The organism is Paenibacillus sp. FSL W8-0439 (assembly GCF_038008995.1).
Classification (GTDB): domain Bacteria; phylum Bacillota; class Bacilli; order Paenibacillales; family Paenibacillaceae; genus Paenibacillus; species Paenibacillus polymyxa.
This window is the reverse complement of sequence record NZ_JBBPAK010000001.1, coordinates 3,448,685-3,471,337: the sequence shown is the minus strand read 5'-3', so window position 1 is coordinate 3,471,337 and position 22,653 is coordinate 3,448,685. Positions and strand designations below refer to the sequence as shown.

Below are 22,653 nucleotides of genomic sequence, written 5' to 3'. Positions count from 1 at the left end.
GGAATAACTCAGATTTGCAAGATAAAAATTCAATTATAATTGAATTTATAAAAAAAATAAATAAAAATAATTTTCGACAGAAGGAATTCATAATTCGATGTCGAAATCATATACTCCGACAAGAAATATTTATTTAATGCAAACAGATGTCCCAATGGAATAACACTCACTAAGGAGGAAGTACATTGCAAAAAATTGAGGTATTGTTGGCTGATGACAACCGGGAATTTACGAATTTGCTTGCTGAATATATTTCCGATCAGGAGGATATGGAAGTTACAGGAATCGCCTTCAATGGTGAAGAAGTACTCCAACGCATCGCAGAATCCCGCAACATACCTGATGTACTTATTTTAGATATTATTATGCCTCATCTGGATGGTCTCGGTGTATTGGAGCGTTTGAGAGAAATGAACCTGACTCCACAACCGAAAATCATTATGCTGACTGCATTCGGTCAAGAAAATATTACACAAAGGGCCGTTCAACTCGGGGCATCTTATTATATTTTGAAGCCGTTTGATATGGAAGTGCTTGCGAACCGTATACGCCAATTGGTAGGACCGCAATTAGTCAGCAACAGCCCGGTAACCGTTTCATCTATGCGGTCCAACGTTGTGCCTATGGGTAAGACGAAAAACCTGGATGCCAGCATCACTGCTATCATCCATGAGATTGGTGTACCAGCTCACATCAAGGGTTATCAATATCTACGTGAAGCCATTACGATGGTGTACAATAATATCGAAATTTTGGGAGCCATCACTAAAACTCTATATCCGGCAATTGCCGAAAAGTTCAAAACGACGGCATCCCGCGTAGAACGCGCCATTCGTCATGCTATTGAGGTAGCATGGACCCGTGGAAATATCGACAGCATCTCTCACCTGTTCGGCTACACTATTAATATCAGCAAGTCCAAACCAACGAACTCAGAATTTATAGCGATGGTCGCAGACAAATTGCGGATTGAGAATAAGGTGTCCTGAAAGGATCAGGATGATTAATGGATTCCGACTTTGATATTTGTCAGTGTTAGAATGAAGGGATGGCTAATAATGTCCCCAACAACCGTCCTTATACGAATAAGCTTTTGAATTGTAAAATCAGCAAATACCGCTTATTTATTGGCTCATCCATGACCGATAAATAAGCGGTATTTTTTACGAACAATTTTGAATTTTAACCTAACAATCTTTTGCCTCTACATGTGCTGCTGTCTGCTACCCTTAAACTAAATCTCTAACACTAAGCAGGGCTTTAATTCTAGTGGATATACGCTACTCCATATAGGAGAAGGGGCAAAGAAGTTTAGCGACGAATCATTCTTGATTGGTATGCCTGATTAGAAATATAATTAAAGCAAACATTCAAATGAGGTGAATCGGATGTCTTTCCATATTGTTCGAAGTATTTAGTTTCCGGGCTGGAAAAAAACGCGTACCAGCTGTTAAGGGGGGAGTCTACCCTGTTGACTACAAAACTAAAATTTTGAATAAATTCGGTTTGCCATTCTGTAGTTTATTATCTTATTTGAAGGTGGATAAAAATGAAATCAATTGAATATAAAGAGTTTTATGATAAGGTTGGAAAAACTAACGGATGGAATTTCAGTAATGTGAAATGTATCTCGGAAGGAGTAAAATGGGACTTCTACAATGAAGTATCAAAGACGTGCGAGAAGTCGGACATATTGCTTGATATCGGCACGGGTGGTGGGGAAGCTATTTTAGCAATAGCAAATTCTGCATTACTTTTAGTCGGGATTGACCAATCTACTGGAATGATTGAAACGGCAACAAAGAACTCTATCAAATCTGATATAGCGAATGTTCGTTTTCTTCAGATGGATGCTGAAAATCTGAATTTTCCCAAGGAATTCTTTAATGTAGTCTCTTCTCGACATTCGTGTTTCTGTGCAAAAGAAATAGTTAAGGTGTTAGTTAAGGGTGGTATATTTTTAACACAGCAAGTAAGCGAAAATGACAAATTAAACATTAAAGAAGCGTTTGGAAGAGGGCAGGCATTGGGTAATAAGAAAGATTCGTTGAAAACTCAATGTATTACAGAACTAAATGAAGCGGGCTTTAACGACATTCAGTCATTCGAATTTAATGCAACCGAATATTATCAGACTCCTGCAGACTTAGTTTTCCTTTTAAAATACACTCCCATTATTCCTGACTTTGGACAAAAACAAAATGATTTTGAAATACTCCAACAATTCATTCTGGACAACCAAACTCCAAAAGGAATTAGGACAAATGCAGAGCGATTTATGATTGTGGCTAGGAAGTAAAACATAAAGGGATACCCGCTTTGGGGTATCTCTTTTTTGCTTGCAATGCTTCAACAGATGAATTAGATGGTTGAAAAATAATACTCTCACGCGGCTTATAATATGCCTCAATCAGTTATATAACAATCACGAAGAAAAGTTTTCCTTTTGTAAACAGTTCTGAAATTCTCTTTAATTTTGATATAAACAATGTGTCGATTCTTGTCGATATAATATCTATTATATAGAGAACTAAGGAGCGAATATATGAAATTTAACATTCGAACAAAATTGTTATTGGGTTTCCTTGCGGTAATAATCCTGTTGGTTGTGATTAGTACAGTATCGATCTCGAGAATGAAAAAATTAGGCGATACTTCAATGGAAATTGATAGCCATTGGATGCCAAGTGTGACCATCCTCGGAACACTAAATGGTGATGTATCTGATGTAGAGCGGCTTTCATTAAATATTATTGTAGAACGTGACCCGGAGGAAATGGAGAAGGTTCAGGCCGAATATGATAAGGTTTTGAAAAAAGTTGAAGAAGGCCGAAAAACTTACGAAAAATTAATTGCTACCCCTAAGGAACGTGAAATGTATGAAAAATTCTCCAAAGCGTATACAGAGTATTTGGATAAGTTGCCAGAAGTGATTGCAGCCGGGAGAGCTAATGATTACACTCAGTCAAGCATCCTTCACCAGGAATCCTATAAGTTATGGTATAGTTCAAACGATATGATCGCTCAGCTTATTAAGTTGAATGCAGATGGATCAAAACTGACTACAAAAGAAGCTGTTGATAACTTTATTTTAGGTAGACAATTAGTAATTGTTTTGAGCATTGCAGCCGTTATCCTAGCATTGATCATGGCGATCATTATAGCCCAAATTATTTCTAAGCCTATTTTGCGCATCAGTCGTGCTGCTGAAAGCATTGCGTCCGGTGACCTTACTGGGGAAGCTATTGTCGTGAAGGGCAAGGATGAGATTAGCACGCTGACGCATTCCTTTAATACTATGGTTGAAAACCTTCGTCAACTGATTCAGTCTGTAAGTAATACGACTGAGTTGGTTACCACTTCCTCGGAAGAATTGACGGCCAGCGCAGAGCAAAATAGCCAAGCAACTGCACAAATCACCGAAACAGTGCAAGAAGTAGCTACAGGGACGGGCGATCAAGTAGATATGGTGACCAAGTCATCCCAGGCTATTGAGGAAATGTCCATTGGTGTGGAACAAATTGCAATCCGTGCGCAAAATGTTTTTGCATCAGCTCAGGATGCAGCTCACAAATCAGCTGAAGGCAATCAGTTGATCCAGCAGGCTGTTGTCCAGATGAATAGCGTGAATGACTCTATGAATAGCTTGGCTGATCTTATGGCTGGATTGGGAGAGCGTTCAGATGAAATTGGGAAGATTATTGATGTCATCACCAATATTTCAAGTCAGACCAATCTTCTTGCCCTGAACGCTGCCATTGAAGCAGCCCGCGCAGGAGACCACGGTAGCGGCTTTGCTGTAGTTGCAGGTGAAGTGCGTAAGCTGGCTGAACAATCGGCTCATTCTGCTCAACAAATTACGGAGCTGGTGGGATTGATACAGAAGGACACCTCGCATGCTATTGAGGCGGTAGCATCCAATGGGCGAGATGTCATGACAGGTCGGGAAGTCGTGCAAAATGCAGGTGCATCCTTTGAGCTTATTCAGGAAACTGTTAATAAAGTGGCCAGTGAAATTGAAGAGGTCTCTGCTGGATCGGAGCAAATGTCTGCAAGTACCGATGAGATTGTTGGCTTTGTTAAACAAATTTCAGCGATTGCTGAAGAGGCTGCAGCCGGGACACAGCACGTATCTGCCGCGACTCAAGAACAACTGGCATCGATGGAGGAAATTGCTTCCTCTGCAAGAAATCTGTCCAAAATGGCAGAAGATCTACAAGGACAAATTGGTAAATTCAAGGTATAAATCGTATACCGTTTCTATATTTCAGGGGAAAAAGCCGCTCTATTGTGAGGGGCTTTTTTCCTATTCATTTTTAATTAATATATTGCGATTTTACCGTGGAGATATGCGGGGTCTGTAATTGGAAAGATATGATATAATGGTGGGAAATTCTTTGAGTTGGAGTGATATCATGGACAATAAGACTGAACTTAAAGCAAGTGACCTGCGTCAGTTAGCGATAGACAAAATCATAGCTGTACCATTTTTGAATGATTTTAAATATCTGAAAAGCAGAAAAGTTTTGAAAAAAGAAAACAAGGAATTTTTATTTGAAATTTGTTTTGGCGCGACCAAATATAGTGCATTAAAAGTTTACATTAACGTGGAATCTAAAAGTATAAAAAAGAAGTATAGTACAGGGGCTTGTTTTCACAGTGAGTTGATCGCTTTAACCAAGAAATATACGGGCAACAGGGATTACCTTGTGTCCACAGAAGCAGAAAGAGAACGAGTGATCCAAGAGATTACTGAAGATATCTACACTTTTGCGCTGCCCTTTTTCAAGCGATTTGAACATGTAGAAACACTAGCAGAACAAGTACATAAGTCAGGCTTTTTACCACATCGCAAACGTTTTGATAAATTTAATCCGTTGACGAAAAGATTCATTGATTTTTATTATCAAGGGGAGTAATGTAGCCATCTGAGACATTTTTGTGCTCATCATCGGGAAGTAGATAAGCATTATGATAAGGAGCACGATGTCCATAGAGTGGATATTATCGTTTTTCAAAAGGATGATGTACAATTTGTAAAAAGGCTCAAACTACTCCTCGGCATAACATGTTTTACCTAACATGATCAATGTCTCGTTAAGAGGCGAGTCGGATGTTTCACTGGAGGGTAGATTTTTACATGGGTAGCAATCGAATGACCAACATAGAGGCTGTATACACGGATATATACAATCATATGTTATAGGCTAAGTCATCGTATTGAACGGGCTAGTGGTATGGATGCAAAAGATTCTAAAGCAAAGGCGGGGATGAGAGCATGTGGAATAGTCTGACTTGGGTGATCGTCGGCGTGTTGTTAGTGGCGTTGGGTTGGATTGTTATGGCATGGCGTGGACGTAGCAGCAATAAACAAGCGAATGAACATCGGGGCAATAATGTCATTGAATTTCGTCCTCGTAAGCCTGCCCGACAATCCCGCACCACAAATGAAATGAAGTCTAAAATGTCTTCTGGGACACGCACAAATACAAAAGTGGCAGATATTAAGACTCAAGCTGGGTTTGGACTGTCTGACTCAATCCAGAGCACAGGCAAGCAAAAATGCTCCTTTTGTAAAAAAGAAGAAAAATTAACCTTTTATGCTGATGATAATGGTTCGCTATATGGAGTATGTAAAGAGTGTAAGCATAAGGCGGAAAGACAGGATATGCTGCCACTTTAGTCTATGCAAACTATTGAGGACCATCATTAAAGAATTCTTATAATTCATAAAAACTCCCAACCATATGTAAATAAATTGGTTAGGAGTTTTTTGTTAGTATTTTGCTATATTTACTACATTGTTAGCGAAGTTGCCTGTCAATCAATTCCTCTAGCGCATCAGCTATATGATCTGGTCCATAGGATAGTTCTTCCCTGCTTAAGCTCAACCAGGCATGACGCTCATCCATATCGAAGGCAGTCTCAAGCCAACCGGACAAGCCTCTGCCTCTACGATCTACTTCTACAAGCACATGTACTCCCTCGGGTTCCAACTGCATAATCAGCTCTAGCTCCTCGATATCCCGTGCATACTCCGAGCCAGGCGTAAACTCAAACTCCTGCACAAATGGAACACCGCGTCCAAGCTTGGGGTGACGTTCGCAGGTGGAGGAACGGAATCGGAAGCCTAACAGGTGAACCGCCTCAAACACCGTACTCATATAAGGATGCGGCTCGATTTTAAGTGAATCACGATCGGTCGGGTCCAAAGCCATGCCAATATCCAATGCTGTTTCCAGCCAGACAGGCTGTTTGGCATGAGTAACAGGGGTTTCCAAAGGCAATCTGAAGGAAAAGGGGATTTCAAGCTCCTGTCCTTGCTTTAGATGAAAGCCATCAGATACCTTGATCCGCGCAATGCAGCAGGTGGTGACGGTTTTTTTATCATCGTGCTCTACGATATATTCAGTCTTGAGCTCAATATCAATTTTGCCGATTTCCTGATCAATTTTACCGCCCTTGATACGTATGATGCCGCTAAGTTCTTCTCCAGGCACATATACAGTTTGATCCACTAACGTATCGACTTTGGCTGAACCGATTCCTGCACTTGCTAAGATCTTGTTAAAGAAACTCATCATTCCGTCCCCCCGATAATCTTATGGTTATGGTAAACACACGAAAACTAAAAACCTGTACAGCTTAACCGGATATACGGGGAAATAGCTTAAACCGTTCCAAAAAAATGCAAGAAAAAAGTAATGGAAAACAAGTAGGCGCATAGAGTTTGCTGACCCATGTAGCTTACTAATCGCAGTTCACTTTATGGGGAGGTATAAAACATTTACGACAACGAGGCTCATAAGCCTCAGAGTCACCGATCATCACGATAGGTCCTACAGTGGAAGGTTTCCCATTGACCATACGCTGTGTAAATACTGCTTCCGAACTGCCGCATACAGCGCAGAAGGAAGTCAGCTTTTCGATGTCATCCGCCATAGCGAGCAGACCACCGACATAGCCAAACTCCTTGCCTCGGTAATCCAGATTCAGCCCATCGGCAATGACATGCTTTCCGCAATAAGCTAACTCTTGTATGAGCGACATAATATGTCGACTGAAAAACTGGACTTCGTCAAAGGCAACCACATCGGCATCTTTCGTTTCTTGCAAAATATGCTGAACGAGCTCATCCGTAAGTTTTCTTGGAATAGAGATAGCGGGTAGCCGATATCCGATCCGACTTACAATTTCGTCCTCGGCATAACGGTTATCTTCAGCTGGTTTGTAAGCGACCACCTTGCGATGCCCGTATTGGATTAGTTTCTGACAACGGCGAATTAATTCGCCGGATTTTTCACTGAACATGGGGCCTGTAATTATCGTAATTCGTCCTGTAGGCAAAGCGAATTCCCCTCTCTTAACATGTACATTATGCTGTAAATCTTCATCTCCGAAAGAAAACGCCATTATAGATTACCATAACGAGCCACATACAGACTAGAGAAAATATATTGTTTTTCGACATGTTTTTGTATGTCTATTCTTAAAACGTAAATGTGGTCGTCATTGCTCTGCCGCCGCGGGCATGATATGGTGAAGCGTAGTGGAATGAAGGGAAGAGTGGAAGGCATGGACGAAAAAAACACGGATTATAGTGCCAAAAGAAGAGCATTACTGGAACAAGGACTGATTAGCCCGCAAGCTCTGGAGCTAATCATTGAGCTGGAGACAGAGCTAGATCTTCTGAACAAGCAAAATGAATCGTTCCGCAAGGCGTTACGAGCCAAATCAGCACAAAGTCCAAGAATGTCTACCAAATTACGAGATGCGCTGTATGAATGATATGGAGAGATATCTAGATTAGGTAGATGATTTGCAGCCTATGCCTAAACGCTATATTTTGTACAGTGAAATAAAGAGAGTACAATAAGCTATATATAATCAATGTTAATGGAGGAGAAACATGACTATACATTGTGATGTCGCTATTTTGGGTGGAGGAACCGGAGGGTATGTAGCAGCAATTCGCGCAGCTCAGCTCGGCAAGGAAGTGGTTATCATCGAAAAGGACAAGCTTGGCGGAACCTGTCTGCACCGAGGTTGTATACCAAGCAAGGCTTTGCTGCGCAGTGCGGAAGTATATGCAACGATTAAAGAAAGTGCGCAATATGGTATCGAGACATCGGGAGCACAGCTTGTATTTCCCAAGGTTCAGGAACGTAAGGAAGCCGTTGTGGAGCAGCTACACCAGGGCGTTCAATTTTTGATGCGTAAAAATAAAATTACGGTGCTGAGCGGTAAGGGACGCGTGATTGGACCGTCTATATTTTCTCCTAAAAGCGGAGCAGTGGCTGTGGAGCTAGAAGATGGTGAGATGGAGACGATTGTTCCTACACATCTCATTATTGCAACAGGATCACGTCCGCGTGTGCTGCCTGGATTGGAGCCAGATGGCGAATTTATTCTGAGCAGTGACGAAGCATTGACTATGGAGAAGCTACCAGCATCTCTGATTATCGTAGGTGGTGGTGTCATTGGCGTGGAATGGGCTTCCATGCTGAATGATTTTGGCGTGGAGGTTACAGTGGTTGAGGCCGCAAATCGACTTATTCCTACGGAGGACGAGGACGTTTCGCGTGAAATGCAGCGCTTGTTAACCAAGCGTGGTGTCAAGGTGCTGACGGGGGCACAAGTGTTGGCCGAAACCTATGGCAAGGATGAGGAAGGCGTACAGATTGACGTGCAAAAAGGAGAGGAAACCGAAACTCTCAGTGCTTCCAAACTGCTCATTTCTGTAGGTCGTCAGGCGAATGTGGAGAATATCGGGCTGGAAAATACAGATATCCGCGTGGAGCGTGGCTTTATCTCGGTTAATGAGCATTTGCAGACAAATGAGCCACATATCTACGCCATCGGGGATTGCATCGGCGGCTTACAACTGGCCCATGCAGCAAGTCATGAAGGTTTGCAGGCAGTTCATCATTTGGCGGGCGAAGAGTTTCACAGCGTACCCAACTATATGATTCCGCGATGTATTTACACACGTCCTGAAGCCGCAAACGTCGGCTTGACGGAGCAAGAAGCCCGTGAACGTGGACACCAGGTGAAAACAGGGAAGTTCCCTTTCCAAGCGATCGGGAAATCGCTAGTATACGGTAGTCGGGACGGCTTCGTTAAAGTGGTGGCGGACCAGACAACTAATGATATTCTCGGTGTACATATGATCGGTACGCATGTAACGGATCTGATCAGCGAGGCCGCTCTTGCGCAATTGCTGGATGCTACGCCGTGGGAAGTCGGACAGCTTATTCATCCGCATCCAACGTTGTCGGAGATTTTGGGAGAAGCGATGCTGGCTGTTGATGGACAAGCGATAGGCATATAAACGTTTCAAATAAATCGGTACTTTTCTTTTTGGGGCGAAAAGGATTATAATGGGGTTAGTCAGAGTTTAGTACCAGGTTTTAAGACAAGATGGTACTAGGTGCTGAAAGTAGGATGTTTGACATTTAAGGAGGTGCCTCAATGAGTTCTAAAGGCGCTGTAGACGCTGGCTTCAGACATGAACAGCTGGGACTTACTCACGGACAAGTAATTGATATGTACAGATATATGTTGCTCGCAAGAAGATTTGACGAGCGCAACATGCTCCTGCAACGGGCAGGAAAAATTAACTTCCACGTTTCCGGCATTGGCCAGGAGGCGGCACAAGTTGGTGCAGCTTTCGCTTTAGATCGGGAAAAGGACTATTTCCTTCCCTATTACCGGGATTACGGATTCGTGCTTGCAGTCGGCATGACACCGCGCGAATTGATGTTGTCGGCATTTGCCAAGGCAGATGACCCTAATAGCGGCGGTCGCCAGATGCCGGGGCATTTTGGTAGTAAACGACTGCGTATTGTGACAGGCTCCAGCCCAGTGACCACACAGGTTCCACATGCAGTCGGTGTAGCGCTGGCCGCCAAGATGCAGAAAAAGGATTTTGTATCGTTTGTTACGTTTGGGGAAGGCTCCAGCAATCAGGGGGATTTTCACGAAGGCTGTAACTTTGCGGGTGTACAGAAGCTGCCAGTCATCATTATGTGCGAGAACAATCAATATGCGATATCGGTTCCGATTCATAAGCAGTTGGCAGGCAAGGTAAGTGACCGAGCATTGGGTTACGGATTCCCTGGTATTCGTGTCGATGGTAATGATGCGCTAGCCGTATATGCCGCAGTGAAGGAAGCACGTGAACGTGCTGTCCGCGGTGAAGGTCCTACGCTAATCGAAGCCATGATGTACCGTCTGTCCCCTCACTCCACTTCGGATAATGATCTGGCTTACCGGACCAAGGAGGAAGTGGATGAGAACTGGGCCAAGGACGGCGTAGCCCGCATGAAGAGTTACTTGATTGAATGCGGCATTTGGGATGAGGCCAAAGATGCAGATCTGTCGGCCGAACTGCTGCTCGAAGTCAAGGAAGCCATTGAATATGCAGATAATGCGCCTTTTCCTAAGCCCGAAGATACGCTACTGCATGTGTATGCTGATAGCGATGGGGAGGGTCGGTAATTATGGCGATGATGGAATATATTGATGCGATACGTCTTGCTATGAAGGAAGAAATGGAGCAGGATGAAACGGTTTTTGTATTAGGTGAGGACGTCGGCGTAAAAGGCGGTGTTTTTACAACGACTAAGGGGCTCATGGACCAATTCGGTGAGCAACGTGTCATGGATACACCATTGGCAGAGTCGGCGATTGCAGGGGTTGCAATTGGTGCAGCAATGTACGGAATGAAGCCGATTGCCGAAATGCAATATTCGGACTTCATGCTGCCAGCGACGAATCAGATTATTAGTGAAGCGGCTAAAATCCGCTACCGCTCCAACAACGATTGGAATTGCCCTGTGGTGATCCGCGCACCTATCGGTGGCGGTATTTTTGGTGGTTTGTATCACTCTCAGTGTCCGGAATCTATCTTTTTTGGTACACCGGGTCTAAAAATTGTTGCTCCATTTACACCTTATGACGCCAAAGGATTGCTGAAAGCAGCCATTCGTGACCCTGACCCAGTGCTGTTTTTTGAAAATAAAAAATCCTACAAGCTGATTAAGGGTGAAGTGCCTGAGGATGATTATATCGTTCCAATCGGCAAGGCTAATCTACTGCGTGAGGGTGACGATATTACGGTCATCGGTTATAGCCAGCCATTGCATTTTGTTATGCAGGCAGCTGAGGAATTGGAGAAGGAAGAGGGCATTACCGCACATGTTGTGGATTTGCGCACACTCCAGCCATTGGATCGCGAAGCCATTATCGAGGCTGCACGACATACAGGTAAGGTCTTAATCGTTCATGAGGACAACAAAACGGGCGGTATCGGTGCCGAGGTATCAGCTATTATTAATGAAGAGTGTCTGTTCGAACTGGATGCACCGATTGAGCGTCTGTGCGCTCCTGATGTGCCAGCCATGCCGATCAGTCCACCAATGGAGAAGTTTTATATGTTAAACAAGGATAAAGTGAAGGAAGCCATGCGCCGTCTCGCCATGTATTAATATAGAGCAGATTCGGGCGAAAGTATTCCAAAAGAGTAGTGGGGCAGCGATAAAACGCGCCCTTCTATGATGTTAAGGAGTTGAAAAAAATGTCAGACCAAACACAATGGAACGACGTGACCATGCCGCAATTGGCTGAATCACTCGTATCGGCAACAATTGCCAAATGGCTCAAACAACCTGGTGACACAGTAGAGCAATTTGAGCCAATTTGCGAGGTCATTACAGATAAAGTGAACGCTGAAATCCCATCCACATTGGATGGCATTATGGGTGACCTGTTGGCGGAGGAAGGTCAGACGGTAGCGGTAGGCGAGTTGATTTGCCGTATCCAGACGAAGTCGGCTGCACCTACAGCATCAACAGGAGGAGCGGCACCAGCGGCATCAGCATCTCAAGGCAACGTACAAGCACAATCCCAGCAGAGTGCTGGATCGGATCAGTCCATGCGCGGACGTTTTTCTCCAGCAGTTCAAACTCTGGCTGCTGAGCACAATGTGGACCTAAGCAGGGTGCCAGGCACAGGCATGGGGGGAAGAATTACTCGCAAAGACGTGCTGAATTTTGTTCAGCAGGGCGGCTCAGCTCCAACTGGAGTGACTGACCAAACGACTGGGACGACCCAAGGTCAAGGATCTCCTTTTGCAGGAATACAGCAGTCCGCCGCTCAGCATAGTGCACCAGTTCAAAATATGGACCCTACAATTCCGGTGCGCAACAGCGGCATTCATTTAACGGAAGCACCGAAAGTTCCTATGATTGAAGTTGAGGGTGGGAACAATAACAGATCCGAGTATTTTATTGATGTTACACCTATTCGTAGTGCAATTGCCCGTAATATGCGGCAAAGTGTTTCGGAGATTCCTCATGCCTGGACGACGATTGAAGTGGATGTGACCAATCTGGTGATGCTCCGCAACAAGATCAAAAACGAGTTCAAGCAAAAAGAAGGCATCAATATTACGTATCTGGCTTTTCTCATGAAAGCAGTCGTGAATGCAATCAAAGAATATCCGATCATGAATTCGGTGTGGGCAGTCGATAAAATTATCATCAAAAGAGACATCAATATTTCGTTGGCCGTAGGCACGGAAGACTCCGTTCTTACTCCTGTTATTAAAAAAGCCGACCAAAAAAATATTGCTGGTTTAGCTCGTGAAATTGACGATTTGGCACGTAAAACTCGCGAAGGTACACTCAAACTGGACGACATGCAGGGTGGAACGTTCACCGTCAACAACACCGGTTCCTTTGGTTCCATTTTATCTTATCCGGTGATTAACTATCCGCAGGCTGCAATTCTTACCTTTGAATCCATTGTCAAAAGACCAGTGGTTATTGATGATATGATTGCGGTGCGCTCGATGGCTAATCTGTGTCTGTCGCTGGATCATCGTATTTTAGACGGAGTGATTTGCGGACGATTCCTGCAACGGGTTAAAGAAAATCTAGAAGGCTACACCTTAGATACGAAGCTGTACTAATCATCCGAACAGTTAGGTAAATGGACGGAGAGGAAGTGACAGGCCGTGAACAGACGACCGCTTGATGTAACCTATACGAATAGGATGGAATATGCCCATGCTTGGGATGTTCAGAAGGAGATTGTGGGAAAGCTGGATGCGGGGGAGGCGAGAGAAACGCTTATGCTTCTCCAGCATCCGCCAACCTACACCATTGGTTCCCAGAGGCATCCTGAGCATCTGCTCCTCACACCAGAGCAGCTGAAAGAGCAGGGCATCAGCGTCTTTCAGATTGATCGTGGGGGAGACATTACATATCATGGACCAGGGCAACTTGTCGGATATCCCTTACTTGTGCTTGGCAACCGAGAGGCGTTAAATCTGCACGGATACCTTCGAAGTTTGGAAGAAGTGATCATTCAGTTGCTGGCATCTTATGGGATTGAAGGGAGTCGTAAGCCTGAATATACGGGGGTATGGATCGGGAATCTTAAAATTGCGGCCATTGGTGTCAAATTTAACAAGTGTAAGCACCGTCGGGGCTTCGTAACCAGCCATGGCTTTGCCTTTAACATCAAGTCAGGAATACAGCATGAAGGTTTTGAAGGCATTGTTCCATGCGGAATTCAGGAATACGGTGTGACATCATTAGAGGACTGTACACAGCAGTCTTTTTCGGTAGAGCAGATTGCGAGGGAAATTGTGCCGTACTTTGAACAGCAATTTTCATTTGCTGCGCAATGGCAGACGCATTCCTTCCAATAAAAGGTCAGGCGGGCAATTGTGTGATTGACACGGGAGCCCGCCTGTTTGTTTGCTTGTGCAGCAGCTCGTCCACACATAGCTTGTAACGGATCTTGGGTAGCCCAAACTTGAGCGGTGTAGTTGTTATAGTGGCATAATAAACGGCTCAATCACCATGAACAGCGTAGAACCAATCATAGCTGCGAGCATAACGTAGACGAAAAAACGAACCCATTTTTTGTTAGACATGTGTAACTCCTTTAGGATAGGTTTAAGTCATAGATAAGAACATCTATCCGTATTGTAACGTAATCGGGAAAGAGAGGAAAGTTTAATGACAGTAGAGATAGTAAAAGATCGAATCGTACAGGAATTTATGGAACTCGTACAGGTGGACAGTGAAACAAAGCATGAACAAGAAATATCACGTGTTCTGAAAGAAAAGTTTAATGCACTTGGACTGGAAGTCGTAGAAGACGATTCCCGCGAAAGAACGGGACATGGTTCGGGTAATTTGATTGTTACCTGGAAAGCGGAAGGTGTGGAGCAAGCACCCAAAATATTTTTTACCTGTCACATGGATACCGTAACTCCAGGTAAGGGTATCAAGCCGCAGTTGGGTGAGGATGGCTGGATTCGCAGTGATGGTTCAACAATTTTGGGTTCGGACGACAAGGCTGGGATTGCTGCTTTGTTCGAGGCGATTCGTGTCGTGCGCGAGCAGAACATTCCCCATGGTCAAATTCAGTTCGTGATTACGGCTGGAGAGGAATCTGGTTTGATGGGTGCACGGGCGATGAAGCCGGAAGTGCTGGATTCTGACTTCGGATACGCTTTGGATTCGAACGGTGAGGTGGGTTCTATTTGTATAGCTGCTCCCACACAGGCACGTATTGAGATGAGAATTACTGGGAAGTCTGCACATGCGGGAGTCAATCCTGAAGACGGCATCAGTGCCATTCAAGTCGCTTCTAAAGCAATTTCTAAAATGAAATTGGGACGCATTGACAAGGAGACGACCGCTAACATCGGCAGTTTCGAAGGCGGCGGCGCGACGAATGTGGTCTGCGATTTTGTATTGATCCGTGCGGAGGCTCGCAGTATTGTACAGGAAAAGGTTAATCATCAAATTCAGCATATGCGTGAAGCGCTCGAAACCACTACGCGTGAATTTGGTGCCCAGGGAGAGTTCCGTAGTGAAGTCATCTATCCAGCATTCAGCTTTACGGAGCATGATGAAGTTGTACAGGTTGCTCAGCGTGCTATTCAAGGGCTGGGACTGGCAACATCAACCTTCCATTCCGGTGGGGGCTCAGATGCCAATGTATTCAACGGGCTTGGAATTCCAACTGTGAATTTGGCGGTGGGCTACAAGAACATCCACACAACAGAGGAAAAAATCAAGGCCGATGATCTAGTGAAGGTTGCTGAAGTAGTCGTAGCTCTGATCCAAGAAACTACAAAGTAAGACTTACTTTTTACATTTACAATATACGAAAAAGGGTTCAGGCTAAAGAAAGGAACGGTGTTCCTCCTTTAGATCTGAACCTTTTTTGGAACAATTAGCGAAGCAATAGTAGCTGTAGGTCCATATTCCTTTTGCCATTGACGCAGGAGGGCTTGAATCTGCCAGGCTTTGCCGACGATATGGAGAGTGGTTTCAGTCCGGTAGCTTTTCATGTTCTGAAATCTCCTTATAACAGAAGTTTTGATATACTACCCCCAGCATATGTTCCAAGTGGACAAGTTAGACTAATGTTGGAGATAATTAATAATGAAAGAAAGATAGAAGACGAAGGAGGAAACATGCCTGATGAACGACCAAACGAACGAACAAGTGAACAATCCAACAAGCCATGCACTTCGCAAGCCTTATTCCAATCCTGCGCTGGAGGAAAAGACCGTATCCACACAGCCTATCTTTGAAGGAAAGGTCATTACGGTACAGGTAGACACGGTAGAGCTTCCCGACGGCTCAACTGGAAAGCGTGAAATCGTCAAGCATCCAGGTGCAGTGGCAATTTTGGCTCTGCACGAGGGGAAAATGCTGGTGGTGGACCAGTACAGACAAGCTATGGGGCGCTGTGAGGTTGAAATCCCCGCAGGCAAGCTGGAGCGAGGTGAAGACCCGATGGAAGCAGCGGGACGTGAATTGAGAGAAGAAACAGGCTATACAGCCAAATCGTTGAAGTTGCTTCACTCTTTTTATACTTCTCCTGGCTTTGCGGATGAAATCATACATTTGTATGTGGCCGAAGAACTGGAGCGAGGTGAGATGGAACCAGATGAGGATGAATTTCTGGAGCTATTTGAGGTGACGCTGGAAGAAGCACACACACTTATTCGTGAAGGGCGCATTAGTGATGCCAAAACGATTCTGGCCGTCTATGCGTGGCAACTTCACCAACAAACAGGGAGCTTCTAAGCGGATGGACACCAATATAATAGAACTTAACAACTACTTTGCAGACCTGCATATTCATATTGGCAGAACGGAGAAAGGAGCTCCAGTCAAAATTAGTGGTAGCCGTGACCTAACGTTTGCCAATATAGCCAAGGAAGCCTCCGGTCGCAAAGGGATTGGGCTCATTGGGATTATTGACTGCCATGCGCCTAATGTACAGGAGGATATTCGTCGCTATTTGCATACAGGTGAAATGGAAGAAATCAGCGGTGGTGGTATCGCATACAGGGATACAGTGATTCTACTTGGCACGGAGCTGGAAATACGGGCTGAAGGTCGTCCCGAAGCACACGTACTGGCCTATTTTCCTGATCTGGCGGCGATGGAGGATTTTACCCAATGGCTGACGAAGCATATGAAAAATGTCAATCTCAGCTCACAACGGATCTACGCACCGCCACGTGAGTTGCAGCAGCAAATTTACGGACGTGGAGGCATTATGGTGCCTGCGCACGTGTTCACTCCGCATAAGGGCATTTATGGCAGTTCTGCAGCCCGTATGGAGGAACTGCTGGATATGGAGTTCATTAGTGGGGTGGAACTGGGGCTGAGCGCAGATTCATCTATGGCAGGCTTGATTTCGGAACTGGATCGCTTCAGCTTCCTAACGAATTCAGATGCCCATTCACTTGGGAAAATTGGACGAGAATACAACAAATTATCACTGGCGAAGCCGAGTTTTGATGAATTCAGGATGGCTTTGGAGCGACGTGAAGGACGACGGGTGTGTGCCAACTACGGTTTGAATCCCAAACTTGGAAAATACCATCGCTCTTACTGTCAGAGCTGCGGTACGATTATTGATGAGCAACAGATGGCGGACGAACGCTGCCCTAACTGTGGCCATACCAAGCTGGTGCGGGGTGTGCTTGATCGAATCTGGAGCATCGCCGACCGTGAACAGCCCGTAATTCCCTCCCACCGTCCTCCGTACATTTACCAGATTCCGCTGGAATTTATTCCAGGCTTGGGTAAAGCCAAGCTGAACCAGCTGTTAGCAGCCTTCGGAACAGAAATGAATATTTTACATGAGGTTACGCAGGAGGAACTGTCAGGGGTCGTCGGTAAAGTGTTGGCAGAGCAGATTGTGCTTTCACGCGAAGGACGCCTGGCGCTTGTATCCGGTGGTGGTGGAACATACGGAAAAATAGCAAAATCCTAGTAAAGTGTCCTAGTCAAGTCTTGTCTCCGTAAAAGGCATATCAGCGTCTGCTTGTTCATAACCATAAAATATCTCTGCCGTTGGCTTGGTGCATCATTCGTGATGTTAGATTTGCAGCGGAAGCTGCCCCATTCTAGCCATCAGCCGTCGGATTACGGTTGTTTTTTGGACAAACAAGCAGATGAAAGGGGCAGGACTCGATGCAATGGTTTCGTCATACGTTAAAGGATCAGACGTCATATTACGTTTTCTTGGCTGTGCTGTTTCTTGTAGGAGTTGTCTTTGGCGCACTCATGGTAAATGCACTCTCCCTAGAACAGTTACAGGATTTGTCCCGTTACCTGAAGGATTTTTTTGTGACGGTCAACCAAAACAAGCAGGGCTTTGCTGATTCGCAGGCGGCCTCAACCTTTTGGGACAGCGTATCTCTACATCTTAAATGGGTGGGCCTCATTTGGGTATGCGGGCTTTCGGTCATTGGACTCCCAGGTATTCTTGTGCTGAATTTTCTCAAGGGTGTGCTGATCGGATTTTCTGTAGGTTATATGGTAGGGCAATATTCGTGGAAAGGACTATTATTCTCATTGGTTTCCGTTGCCCCACATAACCTGCTCGTGATTCCGATACTGCTCGTCTGTAGTGTGGCTGCGATGACTTTTTCCATCCATATGATCAAAACCAAAATACTTGCTACTCGGCCATCAGACGGGATGTTGCGTCCGTTGCTTTCTTACGCAGGATTGACTGCTGTGATGATGGTGCTGCTTATCGGCAGCGCGTCCTTTGAAACTTGGGTCACCCCGGTTATGATGCAATGGGTCACTCCTATGCTGACGGCTTCCGTGACATCTTGATCTCATTTCAAAATGTTTGACTTTATTTGTATAGACCCCCTATAATAATAGGAGTGAAAAAAAGTGCAGTAGGCAGTAGCTTTGCAGGGGGAGGGAGACACATGGAAGCACGGATCGAAAAAATTAAGCAGCAGCTGCAATCCCAGGGCTACAAACTAACGCCTCAGCGGGAAGCCACCGTCAGAGTTTTACTTGAGAACGAAGATGATCATCTGAGTGCGGAAGATGTATTTATGCTCGTCAAAGAGAAAGCTCCCGAAATCGGTCTGGCAACCGTATACCGTACCCTAGAACTGCTAAGTGAACTGCATGTCGTGGAGAAAATTAATTTTGGTGATGGCGTTGCGCGGTATGATTTGCGCGGCGATACAGCCAAACATCACCACCACCATTTGATATGTGTGCAGTGCGGCAGTGTAGATGAAATACTGGAAGATTGGCTTGGACCGTTAGAGGAGCGTTTGGAACGGGAATATAATTTTACTGTAGTGGACCATCGTTTGGACTTCCACGGTATTTGTTATCGTTGTAAGGCGAAGAACGATACGACCGCCCAAAAATCCTTGGGTAAAACCAAGAAAAACAAATCACAGGATTAATAAGCTGACTACCCAAGCTCTCACCGACGAAGATGCGTTCGGGAGAGCTTTTTTGGTTCGGAATTTGCTGTATGGGATCATGTGGTATAAAACAGAATAGCTTGTCATACCCTTCCATAGAGAGCCCTAAATAGGGACTACATTTTGGGAAAAGGCGGCTGATCCACATGGTACTATCATTGCGGAGAGGACTACAATGGCTGCGCTTGCTGATCTTGTTTGGGGTGTTGGCATGTATGTTCTTTTATAGCCTCAGGCTGTTTACAGATTGGATATCACCTGTAGATCATTACCGAATACCGGAAGGACATGCAGTTAAGGTATTTGGCGGACAAACAGTGAATGATGGGTCCGAGCAACGAGTAGCGGTGTTGGAACGTTTACGTTTCTTTTATTGGTATGGTGAGTAGTTTATGTAATCATCTTAATGAGATGATGATATGAAGGTCGCACATGAAGAAGCAGGCGCAACAACGGAATCGCTGTATGCAGGACAAGGAGAGTTTTGGAACTCATGAAAATGTATATTCAACCTTTCGTTCAATATATGGAAGAGGAAAAGGGTTTGTCGCGCAGCACATTGGAAGCGTATCAACGGGACGTACAGCAGTTTACTGAGTTTGCAGAAAGCTGTGGTCTTGAGCAGCCGGATAATGTACAGCGGTCACATCTAGTGCTGTATTTGGGGCGTCTGAAGGAACAGGGAAAAGCCGCGGCGACAATTTCACGTAGCGTCGCCTCTATACGCTCCTTTTTTCATTTTCTCATTCGGGAGGGAATCGCGATCCATGATCCTTCCGTTCTGGTGGAACTGCCCAAAGCCGCTAAAAAGAAGCCCTCGGTGTTATCGCAGGATGAAATAGATCGTTTGCTGGCAGCGCCGGATGTGAGTGCCCCGCAAGGGGGACGAGATAAGGCGATGCTAGAGTTGCTGTACGCGACGGGCATCCGCGTATCAGAACTGATTGCCCTGAACGTCTGTGATGTGCGCATCGATTTGCGCTTTGTGCACTGTGGCGGCGAGGCGGGCAAGGAGCGTGTTGTACCGATCAGTCGTGAGGCATCACAGTGGGCACAAGCCTACTTGGACGAGCAGCGTCCAGCGTTGCTGCGACCCGGGCAGGGTGAAGAGGCTCAAGCAGAGCAGGAAGCCTTGTTCTTGAATGTATCGGGTCAGCGGCTCAGTAGACAGGGCTTTTGGAAAATAATTAAGAAGTACGCTCAGGAAGCAGGCATAAGCAAGGATATCACGCCCCATACGCTGCGACACTCCTTTGCGGTACATATGCTGGAGGGCGGAGCGGACTTACGCTCTGTACAGGAAATGCTGGGTCATGCTGATCTGTCAACGACGCAGGTATATGCGCAGACAGCTAGACGGAACATGAAGGAAGTATATGAATTGCATCACCCGCACGGCGGTAACCGCACTTCTCATGAAAGCAATGATTAAACGTAACGTCGCTTTGCTGTCATAGAAAATGTGATAATGACTATAACTTTACGATTGTACAAGTCAGGAGAGATATGAATGTCAACAGCCAACCAAGCTACAATTCAGGAAGCAGCAGACTATATCCGTGCTAAGAGCGGAATAAGCCCAGAGATTGGTCTTATTCTGGGATCGGGCCTCGGTATTTTGGCCGATTTGATTCAAGATGGAGTTAGTATTCCTTATCAGGATATTCCCCATTTTCCCGTATCAACGGTAGAAGGCCACGAGGGGGAGTTACTGTTAGGCACAATTGAAGGTCGCGCCGTTGTCATGATGAAGGGGCGCTTTCATATGTATGAGGGCTATGGTCCACAGCTGACAGCTTTCCCTGTTCGGGTAATGAAGCAGTTGGGGATTCAAAGCCTGCTGGTGACGAATGCCGCAGGTGGTGTAAATACTTCCTACAAAGCAGGCGATCTGATGGTCATCTCGGATCATCTGAATTTAACCGGACAAAATCCGTTGATTGGCCCGAACGATGCTGCTCTGGGTGTTCGTTTCCCAGATATGTCGGAGGCGTACAGCCGCCGCTTACGTGAAATTGCCAAACAAACGGCTACCCAACAAGGCTTCAGCCTGCAGGAAGGTGTATATGCCGGATTGCTGGGACCCAACTATGAGACGCCTGCTGAAATCGTTATGCTGCGTACACTGGGAGCAGACGCAGTAGGGATGTCGACCGTGTCTGAAGTTATTGTAGCTCGTCATGCGGGGATTGAGGTACTAGGCTTCTCCTGTATCACCAATATGGCTGCAGGCATTCTCGACCAGCCTTTGTCTCATGGTGAAGTGATGGAGACGGCAGAGAAGGTACGTGAACAATTTTTGAAATTGGTACTGGCGATTATTCCACAAATGTAGATGGAGTATAATTTTCCATTCGAAACGGTGGGCATCTCCAAAGAACCCCATATCCGAGCGCCTTTTAATGGCGTGGGATACGGGGTTCTTTTTACATTCTGCGGTTGAACTGAGTATGATCGCCTAGTGAAGAGGGCGTGTGCTCCAAGTAGCTGTATTCGCTTTTTCTGCTACAGTTAGTCTATGTCGCTCTTGCACCTTGATCACAATGACCATGAAAATAATCCAGTAAATGGCTAATGAGTTTAGAAAACGGCTATCCGTTATATTGTTCAATACGATGAACAGGAAAAAAACAGCTGCCGTCAGCCATGTATACATATCTGTTTTGCCGATTCTGATTTTAAATAAGGTAGTTACGACGAGTATAACCGTTGCAAGTAGTCCTATAAGGCCCACGTCGATCCATAGATCTCGAAAGCCGCTATGGCTGCTCGTCAGATCAAAACGGATGCCGTTCGCATAAATGCTGGGCCGGGCTGCCCAGAAGGAGCCGTAACCATGTCCGAACCAGTAGTGGCTCTGAATAGCACCATCAATTCCTTGCCAGATTTCCGTTCTTCCGGTTAAGGTTGTTGTTTTTCCGAATTCCGAGGCAATCGCATCTCCATAGGTAAAGGTAAGTGCCAAACCCAACAGAACAAGTAAGCAGGAACAGCTAACAAAGAACCCCCGCAACGCGATGCTTCGAATTCTTTTAAATAACAATATAAATAAAATAAATACGAAGAGTGAAGATGTCAGCACCAATGAGGTGGTAGACTGGCATTCGATGAGCAATAAGGCATTGAGTAAGATGAAGCCAATATGTAAGGCTTTGCGTGTGCCCCTGAAAAAATATATGACATGTGAAACAAAACTTAACAGCGAGAGGGTTCCAAGTGTATTTTTATGACCGGAGATTCCCTTCCACAGTCCAGTATGCTCTACACCGCCATGAATGGCAAAGGAAGGAACGAGTACGACGGCAAGTAGATTGAGTACGCTCAGAATACTTAATGTAACGACTAAGAGGCGTATGCAGCCCTGTGCTGTATAATGGGTGACCAGATAGAATCCAAAGGTAGAGAAGGCAAGAAATTTAACAACCATTAGTACAGAAGAAGTCTGCTCTTGTTCAGCCCATAAACAGGAAGCGGCGATGTACATCATAAGTAAGGTCAGCAACGGATTATCAACTAGGATTGCGATTAATGACTTGAGTGAAGGCAGAAGCATGGTGTAGCTGAACAACAAGATAAGCAGGGAAATCGTGATCACTCTGGGAGACAAACCCTGACAGGCAAAGGGAATCGAGAAAGCCAGTAAACCGGCTACTGTGAGTATGTGTTTCACGGTTTCACCGCCTAGATACGTTATGTATCTATAATATACAAAATGTATCTTCTTGTACAATCATAATAAAATATTTATTTTCATTTTTCGCGACCTAGAGCAAGCCTTATTGTGCATATACTCAGTCCATGCTAAGAAAATGAAGAATTCTTCGGTATAGTCTGAAAGTATTTTCACGTTTTTAACA

Annotated in this window: 24 protein-coding genes; 19 read left to right on the top strand and 5 right to left on the bottom strand. The window is 45.1% G+C overall.

Translation table 11 applies throughout. The features are described from left to right. The first annotated feature begins 185 nt into the window (after positions 1-185). The 5 genes from spo0A (at position 186) to MKX36_RS14925 (ending at position 5,683) form a co-directional block, all read left to right on the top strand. Positions 186-989, top strand: coding sequence for a sporulation transcription factor Spo0A (spo0A, locus tag MKX36_RS14945; protein WP_013371763.1), 804 nt, complete (start codon positions 186-188; stop codon positions 987-989). 560 nt (positions 990-1,549) lie between these two features. Next, positions 1,550-2,299 (top strand): class I SAM-dependent methyltransferase, encoded by a 750-nt coding sequence (locus MKX36_RS14940; protein ID WP_340864959.1) that lies wholly within the window; start codon positions 1,550-1,552, stop codon positions 2,297-2,299. A gap of 246 nt (positions 2,300-2,545) precedes the next feature. Continuing rightward, positions 2,546-4,246, top strand: coding sequence for a methyl-accepting chemotaxis protein (locus MKX36_RS14935; RefSeq protein WP_016822278.1), 1,701 nt, complete (start codon positions 2,546-2,548; stop codon positions 4,244-4,246). A gap of 169 nt (positions 4,247-4,415) precedes the next feature. After that, a complete protein-coding gene (locus MKX36_RS14930) occupies positions 4,416-4,919 on the top strand; it encodes a hypothetical protein (RefSeq protein WP_290402720.1) in 504 nt (167 codons plus the stop codon). A gap of 359 nt (positions 4,920-5,278) precedes the next feature. Beyond that, positions 5,279-5,683 carry a hypothetical protein gene (locus MKX36_RS14925; protein ID WP_031461692.1) on the top strand — a complete coding sequence of 135 codons (405 nt, stop codon included), beginning with the start codon at positions 5,279-5,281 and terminating at the stop codon, positions 5,681-5,683. A 121-nt stretch (positions 5,684-5,804) separates the two neighbouring features. Here MKX36_RS14925 and MKX36_RS14920 read toward each other — a convergent pair whose 3' ends face one another. Both MKX36_RS14920 and MKX36_RS14915 read right to left on the bottom strand, forming a co-directional pair. After that, positions 5,805-6,581, bottom strand: coding sequence for a sporulation protein (locus MKX36_RS14920; protein WP_031461691.1), 777 nt, complete (start codon positions 6,579-6,581; stop codon positions 5,805-5,807). A gap of 169 nt (positions 6,582-6,750) precedes the next feature. Further along, positions 6,751-7,347 (bottom strand): thymidine kinase, encoded by a 597-nt coding sequence (locus tag MKX36_RS14915; RefSeq protein ID WP_026065459.1) that lies wholly within the window; start codon positions 7,345-7,347, stop codon positions 6,751-6,753. A gap of 207 nt (positions 7,348-7,554) precedes the next feature. On the opposite strand from MKX36_RS14915, the gene MKX36_RS14910 reads away from it, so the two are divergent. From MKX36_RS14910 to lipB, 6 genes are all read left to right on the top strand, one after another. Then, positions 7,555-7,788: a hypothetical protein gene (locus MKX36_RS14910; protein ID WP_017427510.1), complete on the top strand. Its 234-nt coding sequence runs from the start codon at positions 7,555-7,557 to the stop codon at positions 7,786-7,788. Between the two features lie 121 nt (positions 7,789-7,909). After that, positions 7,910-9,331, top strand: coding sequence for a dihydrolipoyl dehydrogenase (lpdA, locus tag MKX36_RS14905; RefSeq protein WP_340864958.1), 1,422 nt, complete (start codon positions 7,910-7,912; stop codon positions 9,329-9,331). 140 nt (positions 9,332-9,471) lie between these two features. After that, the gene (locus MKX36_RS14900; RefSeq protein WP_013371751.1) at positions 9,472-10,500 is read left to right on the top strand and encodes a thiamine pyrophosphate-dependent dehydrogenase E1 component subunit alpha; all 1,029 of its coding nucleotides are present in this window, start codon (positions 9,472-9,474) and stop codon (positions 10,498-10,500) included. Positions 10,501-10,502: 2 nt separating this feature from the next. Further along, positions 10,503-11,489 (top strand): alpha-ketoacid dehydrogenase subunit beta, encoded by a 987-nt coding sequence (locus MKX36_RS14895; protein WP_016822271.1) that lies wholly within the window; start codon positions 10,503-10,505, stop codon positions 11,487-11,489. 89 nt (positions 11,490-11,578) lie between these two features. Continuing rightward, complete coding sequence (locus MKX36_RS14890) at positions 11,579-12,973, top strand: dihydrolipoamide acetyltransferase family protein (protein WP_025365153.1); 1,395 nt, start codon at positions 11,579-11,581, stop codon at positions 12,971-12,973. A gap of 45 nt (positions 12,974-13,018) precedes the next feature. Beyond that, the gene (gene lipB / locus MKX36_RS14885) at positions 13,019-13,717 is read left to right on the top strand and encodes a lipoyl(octanoyl) transferase LipB (protein WP_016822269.1); all 699 of its coding nucleotides are present in this window, start codon (positions 13,019-13,021) and stop codon (positions 13,715-13,717) included. A 123-nt stretch (positions 13,718-13,840) separates the two neighbouring features. On the opposite strand, the gene prli42 is transcribed toward lipB, so the two are convergent. Further along, positions 13,841-13,945, bottom strand: coding sequence for a stressosome-associated protein Prli42 (prli42, locus tag MKX36_RS14880; protein ID WP_016822268.1), 105 nt, complete (start codon positions 13,943-13,945; stop codon positions 13,841-13,843). Positions 13,946-14,030: 85 nt separating this feature from the next. Between prli42 and MKX36_RS14875 the strand changes: the two genes are divergently transcribed. Then, positions 14,031-15,164 carry a tripeptidase T gene (locus tag MKX36_RS14875; protein ID WP_017427513.1) on the top strand — a complete coding sequence of 378 codons (1,134 nt, stop codon included), beginning with the start codon at positions 14,031-14,033 and terminating at the stop codon, positions 15,162-15,164. Between the two features lie 68 nt (positions 15,165-15,232). Here the strand turns inward: MKX36_RS14875 and mciZ are convergent, their stop codons facing one another. Then, complete coding sequence (gene mciZ, locus MKX36_RS14870; protein ID WP_016822266.1) at positions 15,233-15,376, bottom strand: Z-ring formation inhibitor MciZ; 144 nt, start codon at positions 15,374-15,376, stop codon at positions 15,233-15,235. A 133-nt stretch (positions 15,377-15,509) separates the two neighbouring features. Here mciZ and MKX36_RS14865 point away from each other — a divergent pair, with 133 nt between their 5' ends. The 7 genes from MKX36_RS14865 (at position 15,510) to MKX36_RS14835 (ending at position 21,131) form a co-directional block, all read left to right on the top strand. After that, positions 15,510-16,121, top strand: coding sequence for an NUDIX hydrolase (locus MKX36_RS14865; RefSeq protein ID WP_340864957.1), 612 nt, complete (start codon positions 15,510-15,512; stop codon positions 16,119-16,121). A gap of 4 nt (positions 16,122-16,125) precedes the next feature. Further along, the gene (locus tag MKX36_RS14860) at positions 16,126-17,322 is read left to right on the top strand and encodes an endonuclease Q family protein (RefSeq protein WP_031461684.1); all 1,197 of its coding nucleotides are present in this window, start codon (positions 16,126-16,128) and stop codon (positions 17,320-17,322) included. Positions 17,323-17,522: 200 nt separating this feature from the next. Further along, positions 17,523-18,176 carry a stage II sporulation protein M gene (gene spoIIM / locus MKX36_RS14855; RefSeq protein WP_016822263.1) on the top strand — a complete coding sequence of 218 codons (654 nt, stop codon included), beginning with the start codon at positions 17,523-17,525 and terminating at the stop codon, positions 18,174-18,176. Positions 18,177-18,277: 101 nt separating this feature from the next. Beyond that, entirely contained in the window at positions 18,278-18,775 is a 498-nt protein-coding gene (gene fur, locus MKX36_RS14850) for a ferric iron uptake transcriptional regulator (protein ID WP_126666168.1), read from the top strand. A 167-nt stretch (positions 18,776-18,942) separates the two neighbouring features. After that, complete coding sequence (locus tag MKX36_RS14845) at positions 18,943-19,185, top strand: YqzK family protein (protein WP_017427515.1); 243 nt, start codon at positions 18,943-18,945, stop codon at positions 19,183-19,185. 104 nt (positions 19,186-19,289) lie between these two features. Further along, entirely contained in the window at positions 19,290-20,228 is a 939-nt protein-coding gene (gene xerD, locus MKX36_RS14840) for a site-specific tyrosine recombinase XerD (protein WP_107733405.1), read from the top strand. 78 nt (positions 20,229-20,306) lie between these two features. Continuing rightward, positions 20,307-21,131 carry a purine-nucleoside phosphorylase gene (locus MKX36_RS14835; RefSeq protein ID WP_016822259.1) on the top strand — a complete coding sequence of 275 codons (825 nt, stop codon included), beginning with the start codon at positions 20,307-20,309 and terminating at the stop codon, positions 21,129-21,131. Between the two features lie 123 nt (positions 21,132-21,254). Here MKX36_RS14835 and MKX36_RS14830 read toward each other — a convergent pair whose 3' ends face one another. Continuing rightward, positions 21,255-22,466 (bottom strand): O-antigen ligase family protein, encoded by a 1,212-nt coding sequence (locus tag MKX36_RS14830; protein ID WP_017427517.1) that lies wholly within the window; start codon positions 22,464-22,466, stop codon positions 21,255-21,257. Positions 22,467-22,653: the final 187 nt, after the last annotated feature.

Coding starts and splice junctions, on each gene's coding strand:
- MKX36_RS14940 (WP_340864959.1), top strand. CDS start 1,550: ATGAAATCAATTGAATATAAAGAGTTTTATGATAAGGTTGGAAAAACT.
- MKX36_RS14935 (WP_016822278.1), top strand. CDS start 2,546: ATGAAATTTAACATTCGAACAAAATTGTTATTGGGTTTCCTTGCGGTA.
- MKX36_RS14930 (WP_290402720.1), top strand. CDS start 4,416: ATGGACAATAAGACTGAACTTAAAGCAAGTGACCTGCGTCAGTTAGCG.
- MKX36_RS14925 (WP_031461692.1), top strand. CDS start 5,279: ATGTGGAATAGTCTGACTTGGGTGATCGTCGGCGTGTTGTTAGTGGCG.
- MKX36_RS14920 (WP_031461691.1), bottom strand. CDS start 6,581: ATGAGTTTCTTTAACAAGATCTTAGCAAGTGCAGGAATCGGTTCAGCC.
- MKX36_RS14910 (WP_017427510.1), top strand. CDS start 7,555: ATGAAGGGAAGAGTGGAAGGCATGGACGAAAAAAACACGGATTATAGT.
- lpdA (WP_340864958.1), top strand. CDS start 7,910: ATGACTATACATTGTGATGTCGCTATTTTGGGTGGAGGAACCGGAGGG.
- MKX36_RS14900 (WP_013371751.1), top strand. CDS start 9,472: ATGAGTTCTAAAGGCGCTGTAGACGCTGGCTTCAGACATGAACAGCTG.
- MKX36_RS14895 (WP_016822271.1), top strand. CDS start 10,503: ATGGCGATGATGGAATATATTGATGCGATACGTCTTGCTATGAAGGAA.
- MKX36_RS14890 (WP_025365153.1), top strand. CDS start 11,579: ATGTCAGACCAAACACAATGGAACGACGTGACCATGCCGCAATTGGCT.
- prli42 (WP_016822268.1), bottom strand. CDS start 13,945: ATGTCTAACAAAAAATGGGTTCGTTTTTTCGTCTACGTTATGCTCGCA.
- MKX36_RS14875 (WP_017427513.1), top strand. CDS start 14,031: ATGACAGTAGAGATAGTAAAAGATCGAATCGTACAGGAATTTATGGAA.
- mciZ (WP_016822266.1), bottom strand. CDS start 15,376: ATGAAAAGCTACCGGACTGAAACCACTCTCCATATCGTCGGCAAAGCC.
- MKX36_RS14865 (WP_340864957.1), top strand. CDS start 15,510: ATGAACGACCAAACGAACGAACAAGTGAACAATCCAACAAGCCATGCA.
- MKX36_RS14860 (WP_031461684.1), top strand. CDS start 16,126: ATGGACACCAATATAATAGAACTTAACAACTACTTTGCAGACCTGCAT.
- spoIIM (WP_016822263.1), top strand. CDS start 17,523: ATGCAATGGTTTCGTCATACGTTAAAGGATCAGACGTCATATTACGTT.
- fur (WP_126666168.1), top strand. CDS start 18,278: ATGGAAGCACGGATCGAAAAAATTAAGCAGCAGCTGCAATCCCAGGGC.
- MKX36_RS14845 (WP_017427515.1), top strand. CDS start 18,943: ATGGTACTATCATTGCGGAGAGGACTACAATGGCTGCGCTTGCTGATC.
- xerD (WP_107733405.1), top strand. CDS start 19,290: ATGAAAATGTATATTCAACCTTTCGTTCAATATATGGAAGAGGAAAAG.
- MKX36_RS14835 (WP_016822259.1), top strand. CDS start 20,307: ATGTCAACAGCCAACCAAGCTACAATTCAGGAAGCAGCAGACTATATC.